The sequence below is a fragment of the Burkholderia sp. MS389 genome, from assembly GCF_016899425.1.
Classification (GTDB): Bacteria; Pseudomonadota; Gammaproteobacteria; order Burkholderiales; family Burkholderiaceae; genus Burkholderia; species Burkholderia sola.
This window is the reverse complement of the sequence record NZ_CP045995.1, coordinates 2,567,372-2,587,478: the sequence shown is the minus strand read 5'-3', so window position 1 is coordinate 2,587,478 and position 20,107 is coordinate 2,567,372. Positions and strand designations below refer to the sequence as shown.

16 protein-coding genes are annotated in these 20,107 nt (G+C 59.1%); 5 read left to right on the top strand and 11 right to left on the bottom strand.

The window, feature by feature from the left end; translation table 11 throughout:
- The first annotated feature begins 2 nt into the window (after positions 1–2).
- A complete protein-coding gene (locus GJG85_RS27980; RefSeq protein WP_204384111.1) occupies positions 3–1,244 on the top strand; it encodes an amidohydrolase family protein in 1,242 nt (413 codons plus the stop codon).
- A gap of 200 nt (positions 1,245–1,444) precedes the next feature.
- On the opposite strand, the gene GJG85_RS27975 is transcribed toward GJG85_RS27980, so the two are convergent.
- The gene (locus tag GJG85_RS27975; protein ID WP_239468957.1) at positions 1,445–1,798 is read right to left on the bottom strand and encodes a hypothetical protein; all 354 of its coding nucleotides are present in this window, start codon (positions 1,796–1,798) and stop codon (positions 1,445–1,447) included.
- 415 nt (positions 1,799–2,213) lie between these two features.
- On the opposite strand from GJG85_RS27975, the gene GJG85_RS27970 reads away from it, so the two are divergent.
- Positions 2,214–4,418, top strand: a complete 2,205-nt coding sequence (locus GJG85_RS27970; protein ID WP_204384110.1) for an AAA family ATPase — start codon at positions 2,214–2,216, stop codon at positions 4,416–4,418.
- Between the two features lie 594 nt (positions 4,419–5,012).
- Positions 5,013–6,131, top strand: a complete 1,119-nt coding sequence (locus GJG85_RS27965) for a hypothetical protein (protein ID WP_204384109.1) — start codon at positions 5,013–5,015, stop codon at positions 6,129–6,131.
- A 405-nt stretch (positions 6,132–6,536) separates the two neighbouring features.
- Here the strand turns inward: GJG85_RS27965 and GJG85_RS27960 are convergent, their stop codons facing one another.
- The 6 genes from GJG85_RS27960 to GJG85_RS27935 form a co-directional block, all read right to left on the bottom strand.
- A complete protein-coding gene (locus tag GJG85_RS27960) occupies positions 6,537–8,327 on the bottom strand; it encodes an AAA family ATPase (RefSeq protein WP_204384108.1) in 1,791 nt (596 codons plus the stop codon).
- Between the two features lie 493 nt (positions 8,328–8,820).
- Positions 8,821–10,683 carry a methyl-accepting chemotaxis protein gene (locus GJG85_RS27955; protein WP_204384107.1) on the bottom strand — a complete coding sequence of 621 codons (1,863 nt, stop codon included), beginning with the start codon at positions 10,681–10,683 and terminating at the stop codon, positions 8,821–8,823.
- A 172-nt stretch (positions 10,684–10,855) separates the two neighbouring features.
- A complete protein-coding gene (locus GJG85_RS27950; RefSeq protein WP_204384106.1) occupies positions 10,856–11,527 on the bottom strand; it encodes an OmpA family protein in 672 nt (223 codons plus the stop codon).
- Between the two features lie 70 nt (positions 11,528–11,597).
- Positions 11,598–12,362, bottom strand: coding sequence for a flagellar motor protein (locus GJG85_RS27945; protein ID WP_089436092.1), 765 nt, complete (start codon positions 12,360–12,362; stop codon positions 11,598–11,600).
- Positions 12,363–12,375: 13 nt separating this feature from the next.
- On the bottom strand, positions 12,376–13,623 hold the full coding sequence (locus tag GJG85_RS27940; protein ID WP_204384105.1) for a cyclic nucleotide-binding domain-containing protein: 1,248 nt from the start codon (positions 13,621–13,623) through the stop codon (positions 12,376–12,378).
- 238 nt (positions 13,624–13,861) lie between these two features.
- Complete coding sequence (locus GJG85_RS27935; RefSeq protein ID WP_204384103.1) at positions 13,862–14,524, bottom strand: glutathione S-transferase family protein; 663 nt, start codon at positions 14,522–14,524, stop codon at positions 13,862–13,864.
- Between the two features lie 284 nt (positions 14,525–14,808).
- Between GJG85_RS27935 and phaZ the strand changes: the two genes are divergently transcribed.
- Positions 14,809–16,164, top strand: coding sequence for a polyhydroxyalkanoate depolymerase (gene phaZ / locus GJG85_RS27930; RefSeq protein ID WP_050018076.1), 1,356 nt, complete (start codon positions 14,809–14,811; stop codon positions 16,162–16,164).
- Between the two features lie 200 nt (positions 16,165–16,364).
- On the opposite strand, the gene GJG85_RS27925 is transcribed toward phaZ, so the two are convergent.
- The 4 genes from GJG85_RS27925 to GJG85_RS27910 form a co-directional block, all read right to left on the bottom strand.
- Positions 16,365–16,799, bottom strand: a complete 435-nt coding sequence (locus GJG85_RS27925) for a cupin domain-containing protein (protein WP_050018075.1) — start codon at positions 16,797–16,799, stop codon at positions 16,365–16,367.
- Positions 16,800–16,881: 82 nt separating this feature from the next.
- Positions 16,882–17,649, bottom strand: coding sequence for an ATP-binding cassette domain-containing protein (locus tag GJG85_RS27920; protein WP_050018074.1), 768 nt, complete (start codon positions 17,647–17,649; stop codon positions 16,882–16,884).
- Between the two features lie 33 nt (positions 17,650–17,682).
- Positions 17,683–18,396, bottom strand: coding sequence for an ABC transporter permease (locus GJG85_RS27915; RefSeq protein WP_089489082.1), 714 nt, complete (start codon positions 18,394–18,396; stop codon positions 17,683–17,685).
- Positions 18,393–19,082, bottom strand: a complete 690-nt coding sequence (locus tag GJG85_RS27910) for an ABC transporter permease (RefSeq protein WP_050018072.1) — start codon at positions 19,080–19,082, stop codon at positions 18,393–18,395. Before GJG85_RS27910 ends, GJG85_RS27915 begins: the two co-directional genes overlap by 4 nt.
- Positions 19,083–19,727: 645 nt before the next feature.
- On the opposite strand from GJG85_RS27910, the gene GJG85_RS27905 reads away from it, so the two are divergent.
- Entirely contained in the window at positions 19,728–20,039 is a 312-nt protein-coding gene (locus GJG85_RS27905) for a hypothetical protein (protein ID WP_080334418.1), read from the top strand.
- Positions 20,040–20,107: the final 68 nt, after the last annotated feature.

Below are 20,107 nucleotides of genomic sequence, written 5' to 3'. Positions count from 1 at the left end.
TCATGACCATTACCGTGCTTCAAGGCGGCAACGTGCTCGACCTCGAACGAGGCGTGTTGCTCGAACATCATCATGTCGTGATCGAAGGCGAGCGGATCGTCGAAGTCACCGATCGGCCGGTGGATTTGCCGAATGCGCAGGTGATCGACGTGCGCGGCAAAACCGTGATGCCGGGGTTCATCGATTGCCATGTGCATGTGCTGGCGTCGAATGCAAACCTGGGCGCGAATGCGACGCAGCCGAATATTCTCGCGGCGATTCGGTCGCTGCCGATTCTCGATGCGATGTTGTCGCGGGGGTTTACCAGTGTGCGGGATGCGGGGGGCGCGGATTGGAGTTTGATGCAGGCCGTTGAGACAGGGTTGATTCCGGGGCCGCGGATTTTTCCGTCGGGGAAGGCGCTGTCGCAGACTGGTGGGCATGGGGATTTCCGGCCGCGCGGTGATGTGCTGGAGCCCTGCTCCTGCTGTTTTAGGACGGGGGCGATTGCGCGAGTGGTCGATGGCGTCGAAGGCGTGCGGCTCGCCGTGCGTGAGGAGATTCAGAAAGGCGCGACGCAGATCAAGATCATGGCGTCAGGCGGCGTGGCTTCGCCGACCGATCCGATTGCGAACACGCAGTATTCGGAGGACGAGATTCGGGCGATTGTTGACGAGGCCGAGGCTGCGAATACTTATGTGATGGCGCACGCGTATACGGGGCGCGCGATTGCGCGGGCTGTGAGGTGCGGCGTGCGGACGATCGAGCATGGGAATCTTGTGGATGAAGCGGCTGCGGTGCTGATGCATGAGCGGGGGGCGTTCGTGGTGCCGACGCTGGTGACTTATGACGCGTTGGCTAAACATGGGGCGGAGTTTGGGATGCCGGCCGACTCCATCGCGAAGGTGGCTTCCGTGCAGCAGAAAGGACGCGAGTCGCTTGAGATTTATGCGAAGGCCGGCGTGAAGATGGGGTTCGGGTCGGACCTGCTCGGCGAAATGCACGCGTTTCAGTCCGGGGAGTTTCGGATTCGGGCGGAGGTGCTGGGGAATTTGGAAGCGCTCAGGTCGGCGACGACGGTGGCGGCGGAGATTGTGAATATGACCGGGGAGCTTGGGGTCGTTGCGGTTGGGGCGATCGCCGATCTCGTCGTGCTGGATGGGAATCCGCTTGAGGATATCGGGGTCGTGGCTGATGAAGGCGCGAAGGTCGAGTATGTGTTGCAGCGGGGGGCGGTTGTGAAGCGGCGGGCTGGCGGGCGGTGATTTGACGCCATTCTGGTATTTCGGCAGGCGCGGTGCGGCCTCCCTGGCCTTGCGGTCGTGACAGTTGTTGAAGGTCGCTAGAGGTGTGAATCGCGGCGTTCGCGGCCATGGCCGGGGCGGTGTCGCCCCGGCGGCCAGTCGTGTTCATGCAACGCCTGCGTTCCACTCGCTAGAGCCGCATCAAGCGGCCCTTGCAGGTGTTAGAGCGGCGACGGTCCCCGGTCAGGATCGTGGTACGGCTGCTCTCGCAGCGCCAACTGGCTGTAGTCCGGCGTGATCGTGATCGATCGGTCGACGTCGCTGACTCTCAAGTACACGCGGTCGCCGGGCTTGAAGCCGAAGATCTTGAAATTGATATCGATCGCCTTCATCCACGGCAGATACGGCCAGCCTCGTTTGGGAAGGTCCGGGTAGTTGCGAAGGACCAGCTCAAACGTCTTCTGCATGTTGACGGGTTTGTTCTTTCTACGACGTGGCTTAGTATTGGCGTCAGCCATTTCCGACTCCTGTGGCGAGTTGGTGGTGGTCAGCGGGTCGTATGGGTTGCCGCCCATGCGGCCCGCGCTTCTTTGATGCCTCGGGTTTCCCCTTCTTTCTCCCCCTCTTCGCTGGGTCTTGTTGGGCAAGACGGCGTTCTTTCGACCATCGGGGCGGAGAGGGCTGCGGTCAACTTCCGATGGCGAGAAGCAAGGCTTCATGACCAGTGTAGTCGGGCTGGCATCTCAGAATTAGGGAATTGAGGGGATTGGCCGTTAGGTATAGGCGTGCGCAACACAAGATGGATGTTGCGAATTCGTCAGGTTGGATGTTCGCCGAGTCGCTAAAACCGAACGGTGCAGATACGGTTGATCGTTACCGCCCCGAAGCGGTTGCTAGTCGGCAATTGGTAGTGGTAGCGAAGGCAGTGCGGACTGCAGTAAATTGTCGGAAGATGAACGCTGATGAAAAGCCATACTGGAAGGGGAAAGTATGTTTCGACGTATTGAATCCATTGCAAGCGCGGCGGTATGGAGCGGCTACGACGGGCGAACGAGTACCGCGCCAGACTTCGAGCGCTACAACCTGATCTATGGCTGGAACGCATCGGGCAAGACCACCCTTTCTCGTGTCATCGGGTTGTTCAGTGGATCTGGTGGTACGCGACTGCCGTCCAGCGCCCGCGTTCGTGTAAGTGTCGGGACCGAGGTCCTGGACAGCGCGAGAGACCAGGACCGTAGTCGTATCCCGGTACGGATCTTCAATCGCGACTTCATCGACGACAACCTGCAGCGAGATGACTACACACACGCGCCGGCGCTGTTCATCGTTGGCCAAGAGAACATTCGGCTGAGCAACCGTATTGCGTCGTTGGCGCGACGACGGGAACGATTAGCCGCGATGTATCGGACCGTCCAGAAGAAGCAGAGCGACGCCAACGGAACCAGGGAGAAGGCGGCAACCGATCTGGCCCGTGACTGCGGAACGATGCTGGGTATCCGAGATTTCAGGGCCCCAAATCTCAAAGGACTGGCGCAAGGCTTAGCAAACCCGGCCGAACATCTACTCGACGAAACCACACTACAAGCAGCAGTCGCTCAGGCACGTGATCAGAGTGAATTTACGCCATTTCGCAATTTTCCGGTCATGACACTGGCCCAGCCCATCGGGATCAATAATGTTGCCCAGTTGTTGAAGGAGGCGCCCCAGCAGAACGCCATCAAGCGCCTGACCGAGACCCCTGCTCTGAGCGACTGGGTGCGCTCCGGCCTGCGGTTCCATGAGCATACCGCCACCTGTGCCTTTTGCGGAGGCGACGCGACGCAGGCGTTGGGAGCGTACGCCAAGCACTTTTCCGATGAGTATCGCCGCCAGCATGCAGCCATCCAGGCCACGATCGAGCGCTTGGAACAGCAAAGGGCATTGCCAAACTTCCCACATGAGAAAGAGTGGGTGCCCGGCGTACGGGCCAAAGCCCAAGAGGCGCTTCGCCGGCTTGAAGCGTGGAATGTCCGAGAGAGTGAAATACGATCCTATTGGACACGACTGCTTCGCGAGAAGCTGGCGAACATGGAGGCCGTGTTGTCTGTAGAGCCGATTGACGACGAGGCCCCCACGCTGCAGGCTATCCTCGCAGACCTCCTGCAAGCGAAGGATGAACATAACCGAGCATGTGACGAATTGGCAGCCACGCGCCGGAGTGCGGCTGACAAGGTCAAGGCTCAATTCGCGGCCCGCTACCTGCTCGACCCGGGAGCAATGGAAGCGCGCGAAGCACTCAATCAGGCGGACGCACTTTTGGACCGAGTGCAGAAGGTCGGCCAGAAGATCAAGGCGCAATCGGAAGCAGCACTTGCCGAACTACAGCGTAGCTCGGTGGCAGCAAGCCAGATCAATGACCTCCTCAAGCGGCTGCTCGGTCCGAGAATCTCCGTCGAGCAGGCCCAGGACAAGCGGATTCGGTTCATTCGAGAGGGGCAGCCGGCAACCAACATGAGCGACGGAGAGCGCACGGCGATCTCGCTTGCGTACTTCCTCGCCAGCCTAGGGCAGAATGGGCAGCGGCTTGAGGATCAGGTCATTTTCATCGACGATCCGATCTGTAGCCTAGACGCCAACCATATCTATGACGTGGCCTATCTACTCATTGCGAACCTGAAGGCCTGCCGGCAACTCTTCATTTCGACGCATAGCTCGGAATTCTTCAACACCATCAAGCAGGACTGGGCCGACCGCGCAGGGAAGTTCAAGAAAGAGCACGCGGCGTTCCTCGTTCACCGAGAAAGTGACGGCGACAGTCAGCTGCTAGCGCTTCCAGCGCACTTAGCGAAGTTCCGGTCCGACTACCACCACATCTTCTACTGTCTCCGAAAGTTTCAAGTGAGCACCAACCAGGACATCGATGCCTACCTGAGCTGCCCAAACCTGCTTAGGAGGTTTCTAGAAATGTACTTGGGGTTTAGGAGACCCACGCCCAAGCCCTATCTGACCAAGCTGGACATTCTGTTCGACGACGAAGTGGAGCGTGGAGCGGTAGCAAGGTACGTGGACGAGGGGTCGCACAGCGCTTCAACGCTTCGTCTACTGGAGTTCTCGGACTTCCCCGCGATGTCACGGGGAATGGTGGCACGCGTCATGCGAGCGATGGAGCGTGCGGACCCCGATCACTATGCGGTGCTGATTGCGGAAACGACCTAGACGTCCTCAACTGTTCCCGGCCACATGAACGCCTATTCTGTATAGGCCGAGACCTAACCGGTCAGTCAACGTCAGATTAGATCTCACATAATACGCCCGCTCGTTGCATCGACGGGTTGAATCCGCAACCCTTAGCGGCACGTTCAACGTGTGCGGAAACCCATTGGCGGTTTCCAACTTGCTATGACCATTCGATTTAAAAGACGTCAGAACGGCAACGAAGTGTGCTGATCTTGCAAAAACAACCTCGAGGTTGAGTCCGGTTCGTTGCACCGTTTCTATTCGTATCGTCTGATGTAGTAAGCTAACAGCACTGCGAGCGCCGCGGGGTTGGGTCGGGCTTCGGCAATAGGCTTAATTATTGTGTTGGAACATCTAGAAACAATGAACAACATCATTTAGAAAGTACGCAGACAGGAATCACACCTCTCCTTTCTATGCAGCGAGAAGAATCGGTGCAATTGATGTCGTTATTTTTGCGCATACGTTGCGGAGACGTACGCCGCGTTCTTACCTCATTTATAGAATGTATTTTTTACTTTACAGCGCACCCTCGCGTGTTGACGAAAACACCCAAAACAAGGAAAACAAATCATGCTGAACATAAATCCAAGTGGACAAATACAAATGGCAATAGGTCATTTGCGAGATGACGTACCAACCAATATCGAAGAAATTATCAATCGCTACAAGTCAATCGATGGCACATTATTTCACCATATAATAAGCTCGCCGACCTGTCGCTATGAGAAAGGGTATGGTGCCGGAAGAGTTCCTCCGCACATTACGCAAATGAACGCAGAAGAGCGATTTAAAAATATTTTGACGGAAAGATGCATTACCGGCAACCCCAAAAGCTATTTCGTCAACAAGCACGCCAACTCCCTTACTGCCTCGCAAATAGATGATATAAAGTCAGTCAGCTTTGCACTTGCTCCACACTCAAAGGTCGGCGATCACTTCGCCGCACGAGGATCAGAATATGGTATTGTTTTTTACCACGACTTTCTAGAAGAAAATGGGCTGCGCCCAGTTGTATACTTAAACGACCACTCCGATGAAGAGATAGGGCAAATTGTCTACTCATCACCATACCTCGTCGAAACTTATTCAAAAAAATACGACATGCGATGGGAAAATGAATGGAGAATTAAAGGAAAGCTCAAATTCACCCCGGATGATGTGGCATTTCTCATTGTCCCCGACGCCGCGTACATGGCTATTTATGAGTGGATCGAGAGGAATGTGCAAGAGGAGGACTCCTTCGGGTGTGACTACACATTGATCCCATCATCAATATTTTCGGACCCACTTTCGTATATTTATATGGCACCAGTTCTGCAACATCAGTCATGGCATCAAATTAGACTTTACGGCGGCATGCTGATGGATTTTGATGATTTTGAGCCTCCCACGAAGGAGGATCGGGATTACATGAATTCTGATGGCGGAGAGCTTCTAGAGTGCCTTGCAAAAGCCTCATTAATGGAGGTATATGAACAAAAATATGTTCAGCGTTTTTTCAAATTTGTTGGCAGCCTCGATGACAAAACAAAAAATACATCAATGTTTCACAATATTGATAAAATGAAAGAAAACGCAAAAGAACCTTGGGGCAGTGTTCGAGATTTAACCATCCTCGCATATGAGCGGCTTTTCGAGGCGCAAAAAGGGCGTATTACAAAACACTGGTATGAGAGAGATGAAGAATAGTGCGATACGGCGACAGCACACGGCAATCAATGCCCCGTTTTCTTGAAAAAAATTGACTTCGGGCCAGCCATCCTTCAGAAGGATGGTGAACCCGGGCGCACGATCATAACGACATCTGAGGAGCTTGATCCGACTGGGCGCCTGGTAGGAGAGGCTGGCAGCATGCATGCTCGACCTTGAGTCGCTCAAGTCGCTAGCTGCCTGCAAAGGCCGTTTATGGGATGCAGCGACACAGGGATGTCCACGAGACGCTTCGAGCGAAAATCTCTTCATGGCCGAACTGATCTCGTCCTCCTTTTACACCTATTCCACCGAAGTACTTGCACACCTACCCCACTTACCGAACCAACTCATCTCCAGTATCGTCAAGGGCTACCACTCTAGAGCGTTTCCGCAGGGCATTTCTCAATAATTCGATTTTCGAATGAACTCAGCCAGCGACTCAATACGATTGCGTAGATCTAGAATATCCAATGTTATATTACCTGAACAAACCAATCTGGCCACCCTAACCTTATCGACATTTTTTTCCAGAATCGCTTTAGACCGGCCAACACCATCCACATCAATTTTCACCCTCCGATAATAGAGTGCATGATCAAATCGCCCGCCCTTCTCCGCTTTAACATACGATGCACCATACACAGCCCTCACCGCCGCCTGCAACTCATTATGCGGGATATAATTTTCAATCTCCCTGCCTGCCGTAATCCACGAGATCCCGCCATTTTTCTCAAATTCGACCATCAGCCTCTTCTTTGTTGAATTTATTTCATCATCGATCGCCGTTTTATCGCTATCCATCACAAGTACCACATTGCGATTCAATGCCCGCAATGCTATGAAATCCCCCACTTCATCCTCCTTGTCGTCCGCGGCCGACAAATGGCTAAGGAGGCGCCCCCCGTAGAACATTATTGAGTAATGTATCCCCTCGATCAGATCCGGCGCCACCTCCTTCAGCCATCGAGAAATATATATGCGATCTGAAGGACCTTCCACCCACACAACCGAATTCGCCTGAACAAGATCAGACGCCTTATAACCAAGATCGACACATATGGAAAATCTCTCACGATCAAGAACACTCTCTCTAATCGCCGTTTGACCATCCACATTAGAAACATGAAATATAGCCGCATCCTGAGTATCAATAAAACTCGCGGAGTGCGTAGCAATAAAATACTGATTGTCCGTATTTTCCTGAAGATATTTTATCAACTTTCTTTGCAACAAAGGATGCAAGTGAATCTCCGGCTCCTCCATGCAAATAATTGAGCGCTGACTTAATGTGCAAAACGAGGCCAACATAATAACCTCATGAATACCGGTCCCTAGGGATGAAAGTGGAAGGACCTTCCCATCCATGTGCACGAGAATATGTTCTCGCGTATGCGGGATATCGATTCTTGCGTCGTCGACTCCCGTAACCGTTGCCAAAAATCTATTGATATTATCAAACAACTTTCGATCATCAAGGCGATCATGATCGGGACTTTGTATTTCAGCCAATCTTTGAATCAAACCATTCCCACTGTAATCAACCAATTCACCCGGAGTGTATGCCCCTGAGGTCTGCACCTCCCGAATCGCCGGAATTATATATATCTCAGGCAAATTAATATCCTGCAACGAGACAATACGCTTAATTAGCTCATCAATCCAGACATTGACCGCCCCACCCTGTCTATTACAAACGACCGTCCAGATCCATCGCCACGCGTCGTGGCTCATCAGCGGGCGGATTTCCTCGATTTCGTACTCAATATCCAAATTCTCTCCATATGGAAGCTTCGAAGAAAGCCAAACATGATCTGCATCGGCAAGAAATTCGACAATCATATCGAGTATCTTCTCTGCACTTTTCACTTGAGATCGATCCATCAAAGTCATCAACACGGATCGAGAAAACGTTTTTCGTGGAATTCCAATCGCCATAGATGCAGACGCTGCACGCATCCCGCCACTAGAATGCAACTCCAACTTATCGAGTTCAGCAGCTTTTTCAGATTTTCTATATGCACTAGCCAAGCGAATCGGCAAGTAACGATGAATAAACTGCAGCACCGCCGATTTTCCGGAATTGTTTGCACCAATGAAGAAATTGAAATTTCTAAACGGTGCCATTTCCTGAGAAACAGGACCAACTCCGCGATAATTGGCGATCCTCAGGCCATGCAAATAAATATTAGACATATATTTAATTTAGTATGATTTTCAGGACAACAACAAGCAAAAAAACCACCGAAATTTTGACTCCGGTAACGAATACATAAAAGCTGCGGTGCACTCCTTGAGCAAAGTACTACTTTGGCACACCGATCAACTTGGATGGACAATTGTTATCGATTTCTGATCACATGTCGACTGACTGCTCCTACCCGGATGCTGCTCGACGCCCTTGGTTGTTGCCGAACGCGGACAATGATCCGACAACCCGGTATCGGAACAGTGCTTCCTATTGACAATGTCATTTAAGATAAGAATCCGTCGGCGATCCAACCACCTTCGCTCTCACCGCAGCAATGGCGGCTTCAAGCACGATCGTCCCGCCCCAACCCTTCAATCTGGAAATGCGTTTAATTTCTATAAATGCCACCAAATCCCACACTGACAAACAAAAAGGGGCTGCCGTGACCCCACGGCAGCCGCCCTTAGAAACACCCAACCCCAAACCTCAAACTAACCCTTACTCATCCACCTTAAAAGCCGAAACCAGCTTGGTCAATTCCGCCGCCTGCTGCTTCAAACTCTCTGCCGCAGCCGCGCTTTCCTCGACCAAAGCCGCATTCTGCTGCGTCATTTGGTCCAAAGACTGCACTGCATCCCCGATCTGATCGATCCCGGCACTCTGCTCCAGGCTAGCCTCCGCAATCTCGCTCATCATCGCGCTAACGCCCTGAACCTGCGAGACAACGTCGCTCATCACCTTCCCCGCCTCCCTAACGAGCCGCGACCCCGCACCCACCGTCCCCGCGCTATGCTCGATCAGCGACTTAATCTCCTTCGCAGCCTGCGCACTACGCTGCGCCAGATTCCGCACTTCCGAAGCGACAACAGCGAACCCACGCCCCTGCTCCCCCGCCCGCGCCGCCTCCACCGCGGCATTCAACGCCAAAATATTCGTCTGAAACGAGATACTGTCGATCATCACGATGATCTCGGAGATCCGCTGCGATGCATCGCTGATCTGCTCCATCGTCGTCACGACCTCACCCACCACCTGCCCACCGCGCGCCGCCGTATCCGCCGCACCATTGATCATCTTCGCCGCGGTAGTCGCCGTCTCGGTGTTGTTGCGCACCACGGCCGTGATCTCTTCCATCGACGAAGCCGTCCGCTCCAGGTTGCTCGATTGCCCTTCGGTGCGTTCGCTCAGATCCGCATTCCCCGAAGCAATCTGCGCCGAGCCGGTCGCAATCGAAGCCGAAGCCGCACGAATCCGATGAACCAGCGTCGACAACGACGACACGAACCGGTTGAACGCATCCGACAGCTGCCCGATCTCGTCCTCGCTCTCGACCGCCATGCGGCGCGTCAAATCGCCCTGACCGCTGGCGATCTCCGACAGCAGCGTCGCCGCCCGACGAATCGGCGCAGCAATCGCGCGCCCGACCAGCCAGATCACGAGCAACGCAACCCCAAGCCCCACCACCGCTGCAACCAGCGCCGCACTGCGAATCGCACGCGTCACCGGCCCGAGCAGTTCAGCCTCCGGCACCTGAACGACCACATACGCATTCAGCTCCGGAATGAACGACGTCGCGATAAACCGCGCGCCGCCATCACCCTCGTAGCTGAGGTACGCATACGGCTTGCCCGCAAGCAGCGTCGACGACGCCTCGCCCGGCAGCCCCGGCTCATCCTTCAGAAAATGCTTGCCGTCGATCAGCGACGTATCGCGATGCATCATGATCGCGCCGTCGGGGCGCACGAGGTACGCAAACCCGGTCTCGCCGATCCGGTAAGCCGAGATCCCCTTCGCGAGCGCATCGACGGACAGGCTCATGCTCGCCGCGCCGATCGGCACGCCGTCCAGCTCCACGCGGCTGTTGATGAACATCATGTAGCCGCCGACGGTCACCTCGCGATCCATGTTCACGTCGTACGCCTTGCCTGACGACAGGAAGCTGGTCAGCCACTGATCCTTGTCGGTCACCTTCCGCTGCAAGCCGGCTTCGTTGTAGTAGTTGCCGCTCTTCACCGACACCCACTGCACGGACGCGGCCATCTGCTCGTCCTTTACGTTCTTCGCGAGCTGGATCCAGTTGCGCGTGCCGGCATCGGGTTCGCCGTCGGCTTCCCATTGCAGCAGGAACGCGTCGCGCGCGAGAATGCGCGACGCGGCGATCGGGCCGGCCATCTGGCGCTGCACGTCGGCGCGAATGCCGTTCACGGCGGTCGGCAACTCTTCGCGGACGACGCGATCGCGCACCGCGTTGCCGATCAAACGAACGCTGAGCCCGCTCGAAATCGCGACGAACACGAGCAGGCAACTCGTCATGCTGAGAATCAGCTTGTTCTGAATGGAAAGCTTGCGCCAGAAATGCATGGGGAACCCTCGATAACCGCTCGGTCTGAGCCAGATCGGGTTATCGGCAGGCGGGCGCAGAATCGCATCGCTGATTTCAGATAGCGATCATTCGAGATTCGTTATGTTGTTAAAGAGCGGGCATATGCGGCCGCCTATATGCACGCGGAACAACGCAAATACAACGCGCTGGTCAGTAAGCAACGAAGATCGTGACGCGCCGATTGCGCGCCCTTGAAGCCGCATCGTCCCCCGCGACGAGCGGCTGCGTATCGGCCCGCCCGATCGCCGCCAGCCGATGCGGCGCGACACCGCGCTCGGTCAGGTAGCGCACCACACTCCCCGCGCGCGCCGACGAAAGCTCCCAGTTCGATTCGTATTTCGCGTTCGCGATCGGCACGCTATCGGTGTGGCCTTCGACGAGGATGTCGCCGGTTGCATGCGCACTCAATGCCTGCGCGATCTGGTTCAGCACTGGCGACGAATCGGGCAGCAAGCGCGCATCGCCCACGTTGAACAAAATCTTCGCATCGATACCGATCTCGACGCCATGCGGCGCCTTCACCAACGAAATGCGTCCATTCGACTTCAACGAATCGAGCAACGCCAGCCACGGCCGCGCTGGGTCGGACTTGGCGGCATCGACCGCGGCAGTCGCAGCACCACCGGCCTGCCGCGCAAGCGTCTGATACCGCGCATCGAGCGCGTTGTATTTCGCGAGCTGCAGCACATACAGCGCGAGAAACAGCACCATCAACGTCGTGATCAGATCCGCGTACGAAATCAGCCAGCGCCCGGAGTGCGCGCCTTCGAGTTCGTGATCGTCGCGATCGGCAGCGGATGCGCCATCAGTTCGAGCAGTCATGCTGTCGGGAATCCGGGTTCGTCAAACGGTACAGATACAGGCCCAGGCGTAAGCACAAAGCACACGAACATCACGCCAGCGTTTCCGCCGCCCGCCCGCGCACGTCGCCGGTCAACCGCGTCTCGATCGTATGCGGCGACTCCTTGCGCGAAATCGCGAGCAAGCCGTCGAGATACAGCTTGCGAAACCGCATCTCGCTGTCGATCTGCGCGCGCAGCTTGCCGTACAGCGGCAGGAACACGAGGTTCGCGAACGCGAGCCCGTACAGCGTCGCGACGAACGCCATCGCGATGCCCGGTCCGAGCTGCGCCGGCTCCAGAATATGACTCGTCACCTGCACGAGCCCGAGCACCGAGCCGAGAATGCCGAAGGTCGGCGCATAGCCGCCGGCCTGCTGCCACACGCGCACGGCTGCCAAGCGGCTGCGTTCGTACGCATCGAGTTCGCGCTGCAACGCATCTTCAAGCACCGCGGTCGACACGCCGTTCGCCAGCAGTTCGAGCCCGCGGCGCGCGAACGGATGAATCCCGCTCACGTCCATCGATTCGAACGCGAGCAGCCCGTCGAGCTTCGCCCGGTCGCCCCATTCGAGCAGATCGGACAGGTTCTTGCGATCGACCTCGCGCGCCCTCACGAACGCGAGCCGCAGCTGCTTCACCGCGTCGAAGAAGCGCGCCCATGTGTTCTGGATCATCACCGCGCCGAGCGTGCCGCCGAGCACGATCACGAGCGCCTCGAACTGAAACAGCATCGAGAAATGCCCGCCTTCCAGCGCGAACCCAAACACGATCGCCGCGCCGCCCAGCACCACACCGACCAGGGTCAACAGATCCATATGCGCCTCCGTATCACGCGTCAGACGACAATGTCGACGCGACGGACATCGCACCCGCCGCCGGCGCCTTCGCAGCACGTACAGCCTCCAGCACGCGCTGTTCGATGTCCTCGATCTCGACCGGATCGAGCTTGAGTTCGCGGCGCATCACCCACGACACCTCGTTGCGCCGCGCCTCGGTCATCACGGAAAACAGTTTGTCGGCCACCGCGCGATCGTCGAGATTCGCGATCAGTTTCGCGAGGTCGTACGTATCGAACGCGCTGATCACGTCGAACAGCGTGCGCTGGTCGATCCACACGAGATCCTCGAGCGCGCGCACGTCGCCGCCGCGGCGCCCGTTGCGGCGGGAGAAGTACGCAACGCCTTTCTGTTCGACGTAGTTGAGCACCTTCGATTTGCGAAACGCGAACACTTCTTCCGCGATCTCGCCGTTCGACAGCTTGTTGAGCAGCAGCGTCTTGTCGACGCCGATCAGCGATTCGAGATCGGCCAGTTCGATGAGTTCGAGTTCGCTGTTGATCGACACGTCGAGATCGTGATCGGCGACCTGCTGCGCGCGGTCGATCACGCGTGCGGCGTCGAACGTGACGACCTGGCGCGCATCCGACGACGTCGCGTGATCAGTCGCGCCACCAGCGTCGCCCTGCGCGGCTTCGATCGTGACGAGGTTGAGTTTCTCCATGCGCCGCAGCATCGCGAGCACATGCGGCCGCGAGTGGCCGGCAATCGCGCGGCATTTGCGGATCACTTCGGCGAGCGGCACGGAGGTCTCGGCCGCATGCACCTGCATCGGCCGGCGCGCCCATGTGTCGCCCGATTCGCGCGCATCGGCGCCGGCCATCAGCGACAACACGTGCGCATACGACAGCACGCCCGGCATGAAGTCGGCATGCGTATAGGTCGCGAGTTGGTCATCCTTGCGTTTCACGCGGCGGATCATCGTTCGCATGATATGACGCAGCAGTGCGGACACGCGCTCGATTTCTTCATCGAGGATGCCGGCCGGCACGACCGTGAGCTGACAGAACGACAGCGCCTTCGCGGTATGCGCTCGCGGTTCGGCGGCGAGCAGCGCCGATTCGCCGAAGAACTCGCCGCGGCCGAGCGTCGCGACGATCACGCGCTTGTCGTCGCAGCGCGTGGACAGCTCGACCTTGCCGTCGGTAATGAGGAAGATGACGGGCTCGCCCGCGAAGCCCTCCGAGTAAATGATTTCCCCGGGCGCGGCGGTACGCGTCCACGATTGCTGACGATTCACAAGTCGATCCCCCTGCTGCGCTGGTTATTGCGGACTGCGCGTCGCACGTCTGAAGCATGCGATCGCGAGTCATCCCCGTGACTTGTTTACGTCATCGGGCGCAACGCCCTTTAGGACATTCGTGCTCGTTTTGAACCGAAATCAAGGTGAAACGTTTGCGAGTTGCGCACGTCCATCGATCGTTCGTTTCGTCGCGTGCGCCTGTAGTGAAATTGAAAGCGCGCCGCGATCGCGCGCGTCAGAACTCCATGTCGAGTTCGTCGATGTCTTCGTGCTCGGCCTTCGCCGCGTCGATCCACTCGCCAACGAACGGATGCGCAAGCACGCGCATGCAGTACTCGGCGACATCCGGTTCGAGCTTCACGTCGTAGGTCAAAAAGCGCGTGACGACCGGCGCGTACATCGCATCGGCGATGCCGATCTCCGCGCCGAACAGCCAGGGGCCGCCATACTCGGCCAGACACTCGCGCCAGATCGTCACGATCCGCTCGATGTCGTGCTGCGCGCGCGACCAGATCCGGAAGCCGGGGAAATGTCCGCGCAGGTTCATCGGCAGCGCGGATCGCAATGCGCTGAAGCCGGAATGCATCTCGCCGCAGATCGACCGGCAATGCGCGCGTGCGTGGCGCTCGTCGGGCAGCAGCCGCGCCTGCGGGCGGATCTCGTTCAGGTATTCGGCAATCGCGAGCGTGTCCCACACCGCGTTGCCGTCGTGCGTCAGGCACGGCACGAGAATCGATGGCGACAGCAGCAGCAGCTCGGCGCGCGACGTGGCATCGATCGGCACGCTGATCGTCTCGAACGCGAGGCCGCTCAGCTTCGCGAGCAACCAGCCGCGCATCGACCACGACGAGTAATTGCGACTGCTGATGGTCAGCGTCGTTCGTGCGTTGGATTCCATATCACTCCCCTGCAGAATGTCGTTCGTGCCCCTGCACCGTAAACGGACGCGCCCTCGGACCGCGCACCACGCCTGTGCGGTCCGTACGCCGAACTGGCGCAACGTCGCACGGCATCGCCGCACGTGTCGCGCGCCCGACCAGCAAGGCAACGCATCGCCTTCGCCCTGCTCACTACGTACCGCGCGCATCGCCACGCTCCCGAACCGCTGCAACGCGCGTGCCAGCCGCATGCTGGCATACGGCTTGCCTCGTTCATTGCAATGCGGCGTCACGAGCGAAGGTCATGAATCTGCTTGCCTATCCGTTTTATCAATGGTCTGCGGAATGTCTGCGTCCGGCGCGTGCATGGGCGGCCGCGACGCGCGCAACGATGTCGCTGTGGCCACCGGCGACATCGACGCCGACAGGCCGCATGGTCGATGCGCTGTGCGAACTGCTCGAATGCTGCGCGTTCTCGCACCGGCGGCCGCCGTTCGGGATCGCGTCGGTCGTCGTCGACGGCGAAGCGGTGCCGATCGTCGAGGAAGCGGCCACGGCCACGCCGTTCGCGACGCTACTGCATTTCCGCAAGGCGCGGCCGGTCCCGCGCCAGCCGCGCGTGCTGATCGTCGCGCCGATGTCCGGGCACTTCGCGACGCTGCTGCGCGGCACGGTGCGCACGATGCTGGCTGATCACGACGTGTACATCACCGACTGGCACAACCCGCGCGACATCCCGCTGACGGCCGGACGTTTCGGTTTCGACGAATACGTCACGCACGTGATCGACTTCATTCGCCACATCGGCCCGGACGCGCACGTGCTCGCGATCTGCCAGCCGACCGTCGCGTCGCTCGCGGCAGTCTCGCTGATGGCGGCCGGCGGCGATCCCGCTCAGCCGGCGAGCCTCACGCTGATGGCCGGCCCGATCGACTGCCGCGTGAATCCGACGAAGGTCAACGAACTCGCGACGAGCCAGCCGATCGAGTGGTTCGCGCACAACCTGATCAGCGTGGTGCCGACGGGCTTCGTCGGCGCGCAGCGGTGCGTGTATCCGGGCTTCGTGCAGGTGGGCGCGTTCATGTCGATGAACCCGGACCGGCATGCGGCGTCGTTCGCCGATTTGTACTACGAACGCGCGAAAGGCGACCCCGCGAAAGCCGATACGTTGCGGCATTTCTACGACGAATATTTCGCAACGGCCGATCTCACCGCGGAGTTCTATCTGGAAACGGTCGAGAAGGTGTTCCAGCAGTACGCGCTCGCGCGCGGCGAGCTGACGGTGGGCGACAGGCTCGTCGAACCGGCAGCGATTCATCGCACCGCGCTGTTGACGGTCGAAGGCGAGAAGGACGATATCTGCGCGGTGGGCCAGACGGTGGCCGCGCAGGAACTGTGTTCGGGATTACCGTCGTACCTGAAGACGCACCATGTCCAGACGGGCGTGGGGCACTACGGCGTGTTCAACGGCAGCCGCTGGGAAACGCAGATCTATCCGATCGTGCGGGCGACGATCCACGACAACGAGCCGTACGATCGCACCGCGGATGCGGAAGGTGACACAAGCGGCACCCATTACGTCACGCTGCGCGCGCTGCTCGATGCGCGCACGGCCGGGATCGATGCGGCGACCGAAGCGCAATCGGATCACGCGCACTGAACGCGGGTAGCGACACAGTGAATCGCCACGCCGGAGAGGCGCGGCGACGTTTGCCGCAACATCCGGACGACGCGCGAGCGAACCACTCGCGCGCCGGGCCGGCTAGGCGGAAGCGGAAGGCAAGTCGCGGATGTCGGCGCACCAATAAAAAACCGCCTGAATGCAGGCGGTTCATCAAAAACTCACACCGAGCCGGCACGCTACGCACCGACCTCGCCCCACGGCGTCGGCTCCGGCACTGCACACGGGCCGTCGACGTCGATCGATTTGAAGTCGGCAGGCCCGACGATCTCCAGATACTCCATGTCCGGCGAGTAGTCGAACAGGTAGTGAACGATTCCCGGCGCCTGGTGCACGCAGTCTCCTGCCGCCACCAGCGTTTCCTGTTCGCCGTACATGAAGCGCGCCCAGCCCTTCAGCATGATCACGATATGGAATTCGGCCTCGTGACGGTGCCAGCCGGTGCCCGCCGCCGGTGCATGATTGGCCCTGACGAGTTGCGCGACGACCTTGCCGTTCGTCGCGGCGGCGATACCGAGATCGCGGTACAGGAAGAAGTCGCGCAGGCCCTCGCCTTGATAGGCGGTGTCCTGCGGCTTCACGTGGGAAAAAGCGGTGGTGGTCGGCGTGCTCATCGCGATGCTCCTTCATCGAAAGGATCACGCGAGACAAGCATTAAGCGTTCCAGTTTGCGACGGCGCGAAACCGTGCGCTTCCTTACTTCAACCGCCCCGACAGAAACTGCCCGAGCCGCTCGCTCTTCGGATTCACGAGAATCTGCTGCGGATCGCCCTCTTCCTCGATCTTCCCCTGATGCAGGAAGATCACGTGGTTCGACACGTTGCGCGCGAAGCCCATCTCGTGCGTGACGACGACCATCGTCCGGCCTTCTTCGGCGAGCTTCTGCATCACCTTCAGCACTTCGCCCACCAATTCCGGGTCGAGCGCTGACGTCGGCTCGTCGAACAGCATCACTTCCGGCTCCATCGCCAGCGCGCGCGCGATCGCGACGCGCTGCTGCTGGCCGCCCGACAGGTGTGACGGATACATGCCCTCGACGCGCGGCGCGAGCCCGACCTTCTCCAGATACTGGCGCGCCCGCGCGATCGCCTCGTCCTTGCCGACGCCGAGCACGGCCATCGGCGCCTCGATCACGTTCTCGAGCACCGTCATGTGCGCCCACAGGTTGAAGTGCTGGAATACCATCGACAGCTTCGTGCGCATGCGCTGCAGTTGCTTCTGGTCGGCCACGCGCAGCGAGCCGTTGCGATCGCGCAGGGTTTGGATCGGCTCGCTGCCGATCGTGATCTGCCCCGAGCACGGCTGCTCGAGGAAGTTGATGCAGCGCAGGAACGTGCTCTTGCCGGAGCCGCTCGAGCCGATGATGCTGATCACGTCGCCGGCCTTCGCCTTCATCGACACGCCCTTCAACACCTCGTTGTCGCCGAATTTCTTGTGCAGGTTGTCAACGGTAAGCTTGTACATGCGGGGTCCTTCGTTGCGGATCTTGCGAATGCGTTAATGGCCGCGCGGCGCGAGGTACGCGAGCCAGCGCGTCTCGAGCTTGCGGAACGCCCAGATGAGCGCGAATACGACGACCGCGTACAGCACGGCCGCGATGCCGTAGGCCTGGAACGACATGTACGTCGCCGAATTGACGTCGCGCGTGACCTTCAGGATGTCGGGCACGGTCGCGGTGAACGCGAGCGTCGTCGCGTGCAGCATCAGGATCACTTCGTTGCTGTAGCTCGGCAGCGAGCGGCGCAGCGCGGACGGCAGGATGATGCGCGTATAGAGCTTGAAGCGCGACATTCCGTACGCCATCCCGGCCTCGATCTCGCCGGCCGACGTCGCCTTGATCGCGCCCGCGAAGATCTCGGTCGCATACGCGCATTCGTTCAGCACGAACGCGAGCAGCGTGCAGTTCATCGCGTTGCGGAAGAACGTGTCGAGCAGCACGTGGTCGTGCACGACCTGCAGGCTGTAGATGCCCGTGTAGCACATCAGCAGTTGCACGTAGAGCGGCGTGCCGCGGAACACGTACGTATAGAGCCACACGGGGCCGGAGATCCAGCGGTTCGACGACGCACGCGCGATCGCGAGCGGCACGGCGAGCGCGAAACCGAGCGCGATCGACACGACCAGCAGCCACAGCGTGATCGCGAGGCCGCTGAAGCGGTAGCCGTCGGAATAGAGATAGTTTTGCCAGTACTGGCCGACGAGTTCGATCACAGTGCAAGCCTCCGGACACCGACGGAATAACGCTTCTCGAGGTGGTGCAGCACGACGTTGGACACCGTCGTGATCGCGAGGTAGATCGCGCCTGCCGCGAGCGTGAAAAAGAAGAAATCGAGCGTGCTCTTGCCCGCGTCCTGCGACGCCTTCACGACGTCGGCGAGGCCGATGATCGACACGAGCGCGGTGGCTTTCACGAGCACCTGCCAGTTGTTGCCGATGCCCGGCAGCGCGAAGCGCATCATCTGCGGGAACAGGATGCGGTAAAACACGCGCCAGCCGCTCATCCCGTACGCGAAGCCCGCTTCGAGCTGGCCGCGCGGCACCGCGAGGAACGCACCGCGGAACGTCTCGGTGAAGTACGCGCCGTAGATGAAGCCGAGCGTCACGACGCCGGCCACGAACGGGTCGATGTCGATCTGGTCCCAGCCGAGCACGTCGGTCACGTCGTTCAGCAGGATCTGGATCCCGTAGAACAGCAGCAGCATCAGCACGAGGTCGGGCACCGCGCGGATCAGCGTCGTGTAGAACGTGCCGACCGACTTGAGCGCGCGGTTGGCCGACAGTTTCGCGGCCGCGCCGGCGAGGCCCAGTATCAGCGACGCGGCGAGCGACAGCACCGCGAGCTTCACGGTCTCGACCGTGCCGGCCCACAGCAGCGGGCCAAATCCTTGGAAGATCATATTAGGGATCCAGAACGATGTGGCTGGATTGTCAATAGCCATTAAGCGCGTATCAAACGAGTTCTGCGCACGACGTGATGCGGCCTGCTCATCAAGCCGGGCGCGTCACGCGAAGGGCGTGGCGAGGGCAATACCGAGCGCGAGTTTCTTCATGGCGTTCCTATCAGAGGCGAACTGGTGCGGGCTCCGGTCAAGCTGAGCGCCGTGAACCCTTCCAACCGGGGAAATCGCCCGTTCCGGCGACGCCCCAAGTTGTACAGACAACTTTGCCTTTTCAGGGCGAGGCCAGCAATCCGTGTTTATCTCTAATTGTCGGCGGATTAGGAGCACTAGGCCGCATTTTCCTTAATTTTCAATTACTTATTGATTAAACGAAGCGGAATGATGGCGCTCTCGCGGCGTACGGGCGGGCCGCGGCAGCTGTCTAGACTTTCGTCGACTGAGCCGCTCATCCAACGATAACTCCGCCAGCGCGCGCTCATCATGCCTTGGGCCGTTGGCCGGCGCGGCACGGCGCGTTTACGCATCCTTTGCACGCGTGCGGCGAGTCTATACACCGTCTCGCCACGGCGATTTCTAGAATGGGGGCCATGTCCATCACGAGATCTCCGCGATGCGGAGCCCGCTGTGACCGGGGATGAGCCCATGAAACCGACCACAACCGATTCCGCTGCTTCACGCCATCTGCCGCCCGATCGTTCGCGGCGTCGCTCTCCCACGGACGCACTCGTGCTGCTGTCAGTTCGCGTCGAATCGGACAACCTCGCGATCGTGCGGCGCCAGTTGCATCAGGCCGTCGGCGCCGCGCTCAACGGCTACACGGCCACGATCGACAGCCGCACCGGGCGCGCGTGCATCGAACTCGAAGTCGCGCGGTCGCAGGCGTCGCCCGCGATCCTGTCGATCCTGCGCGCGCTGCCGGCCGCCGAGTTCGGCACGATCCGCCTGCTGCACTAGCCGGCGTTCGCCGCCGCCGCGCGTGAACACGCGTCACGCGCTCCCCTTTCATCGATTCGCACACGCGT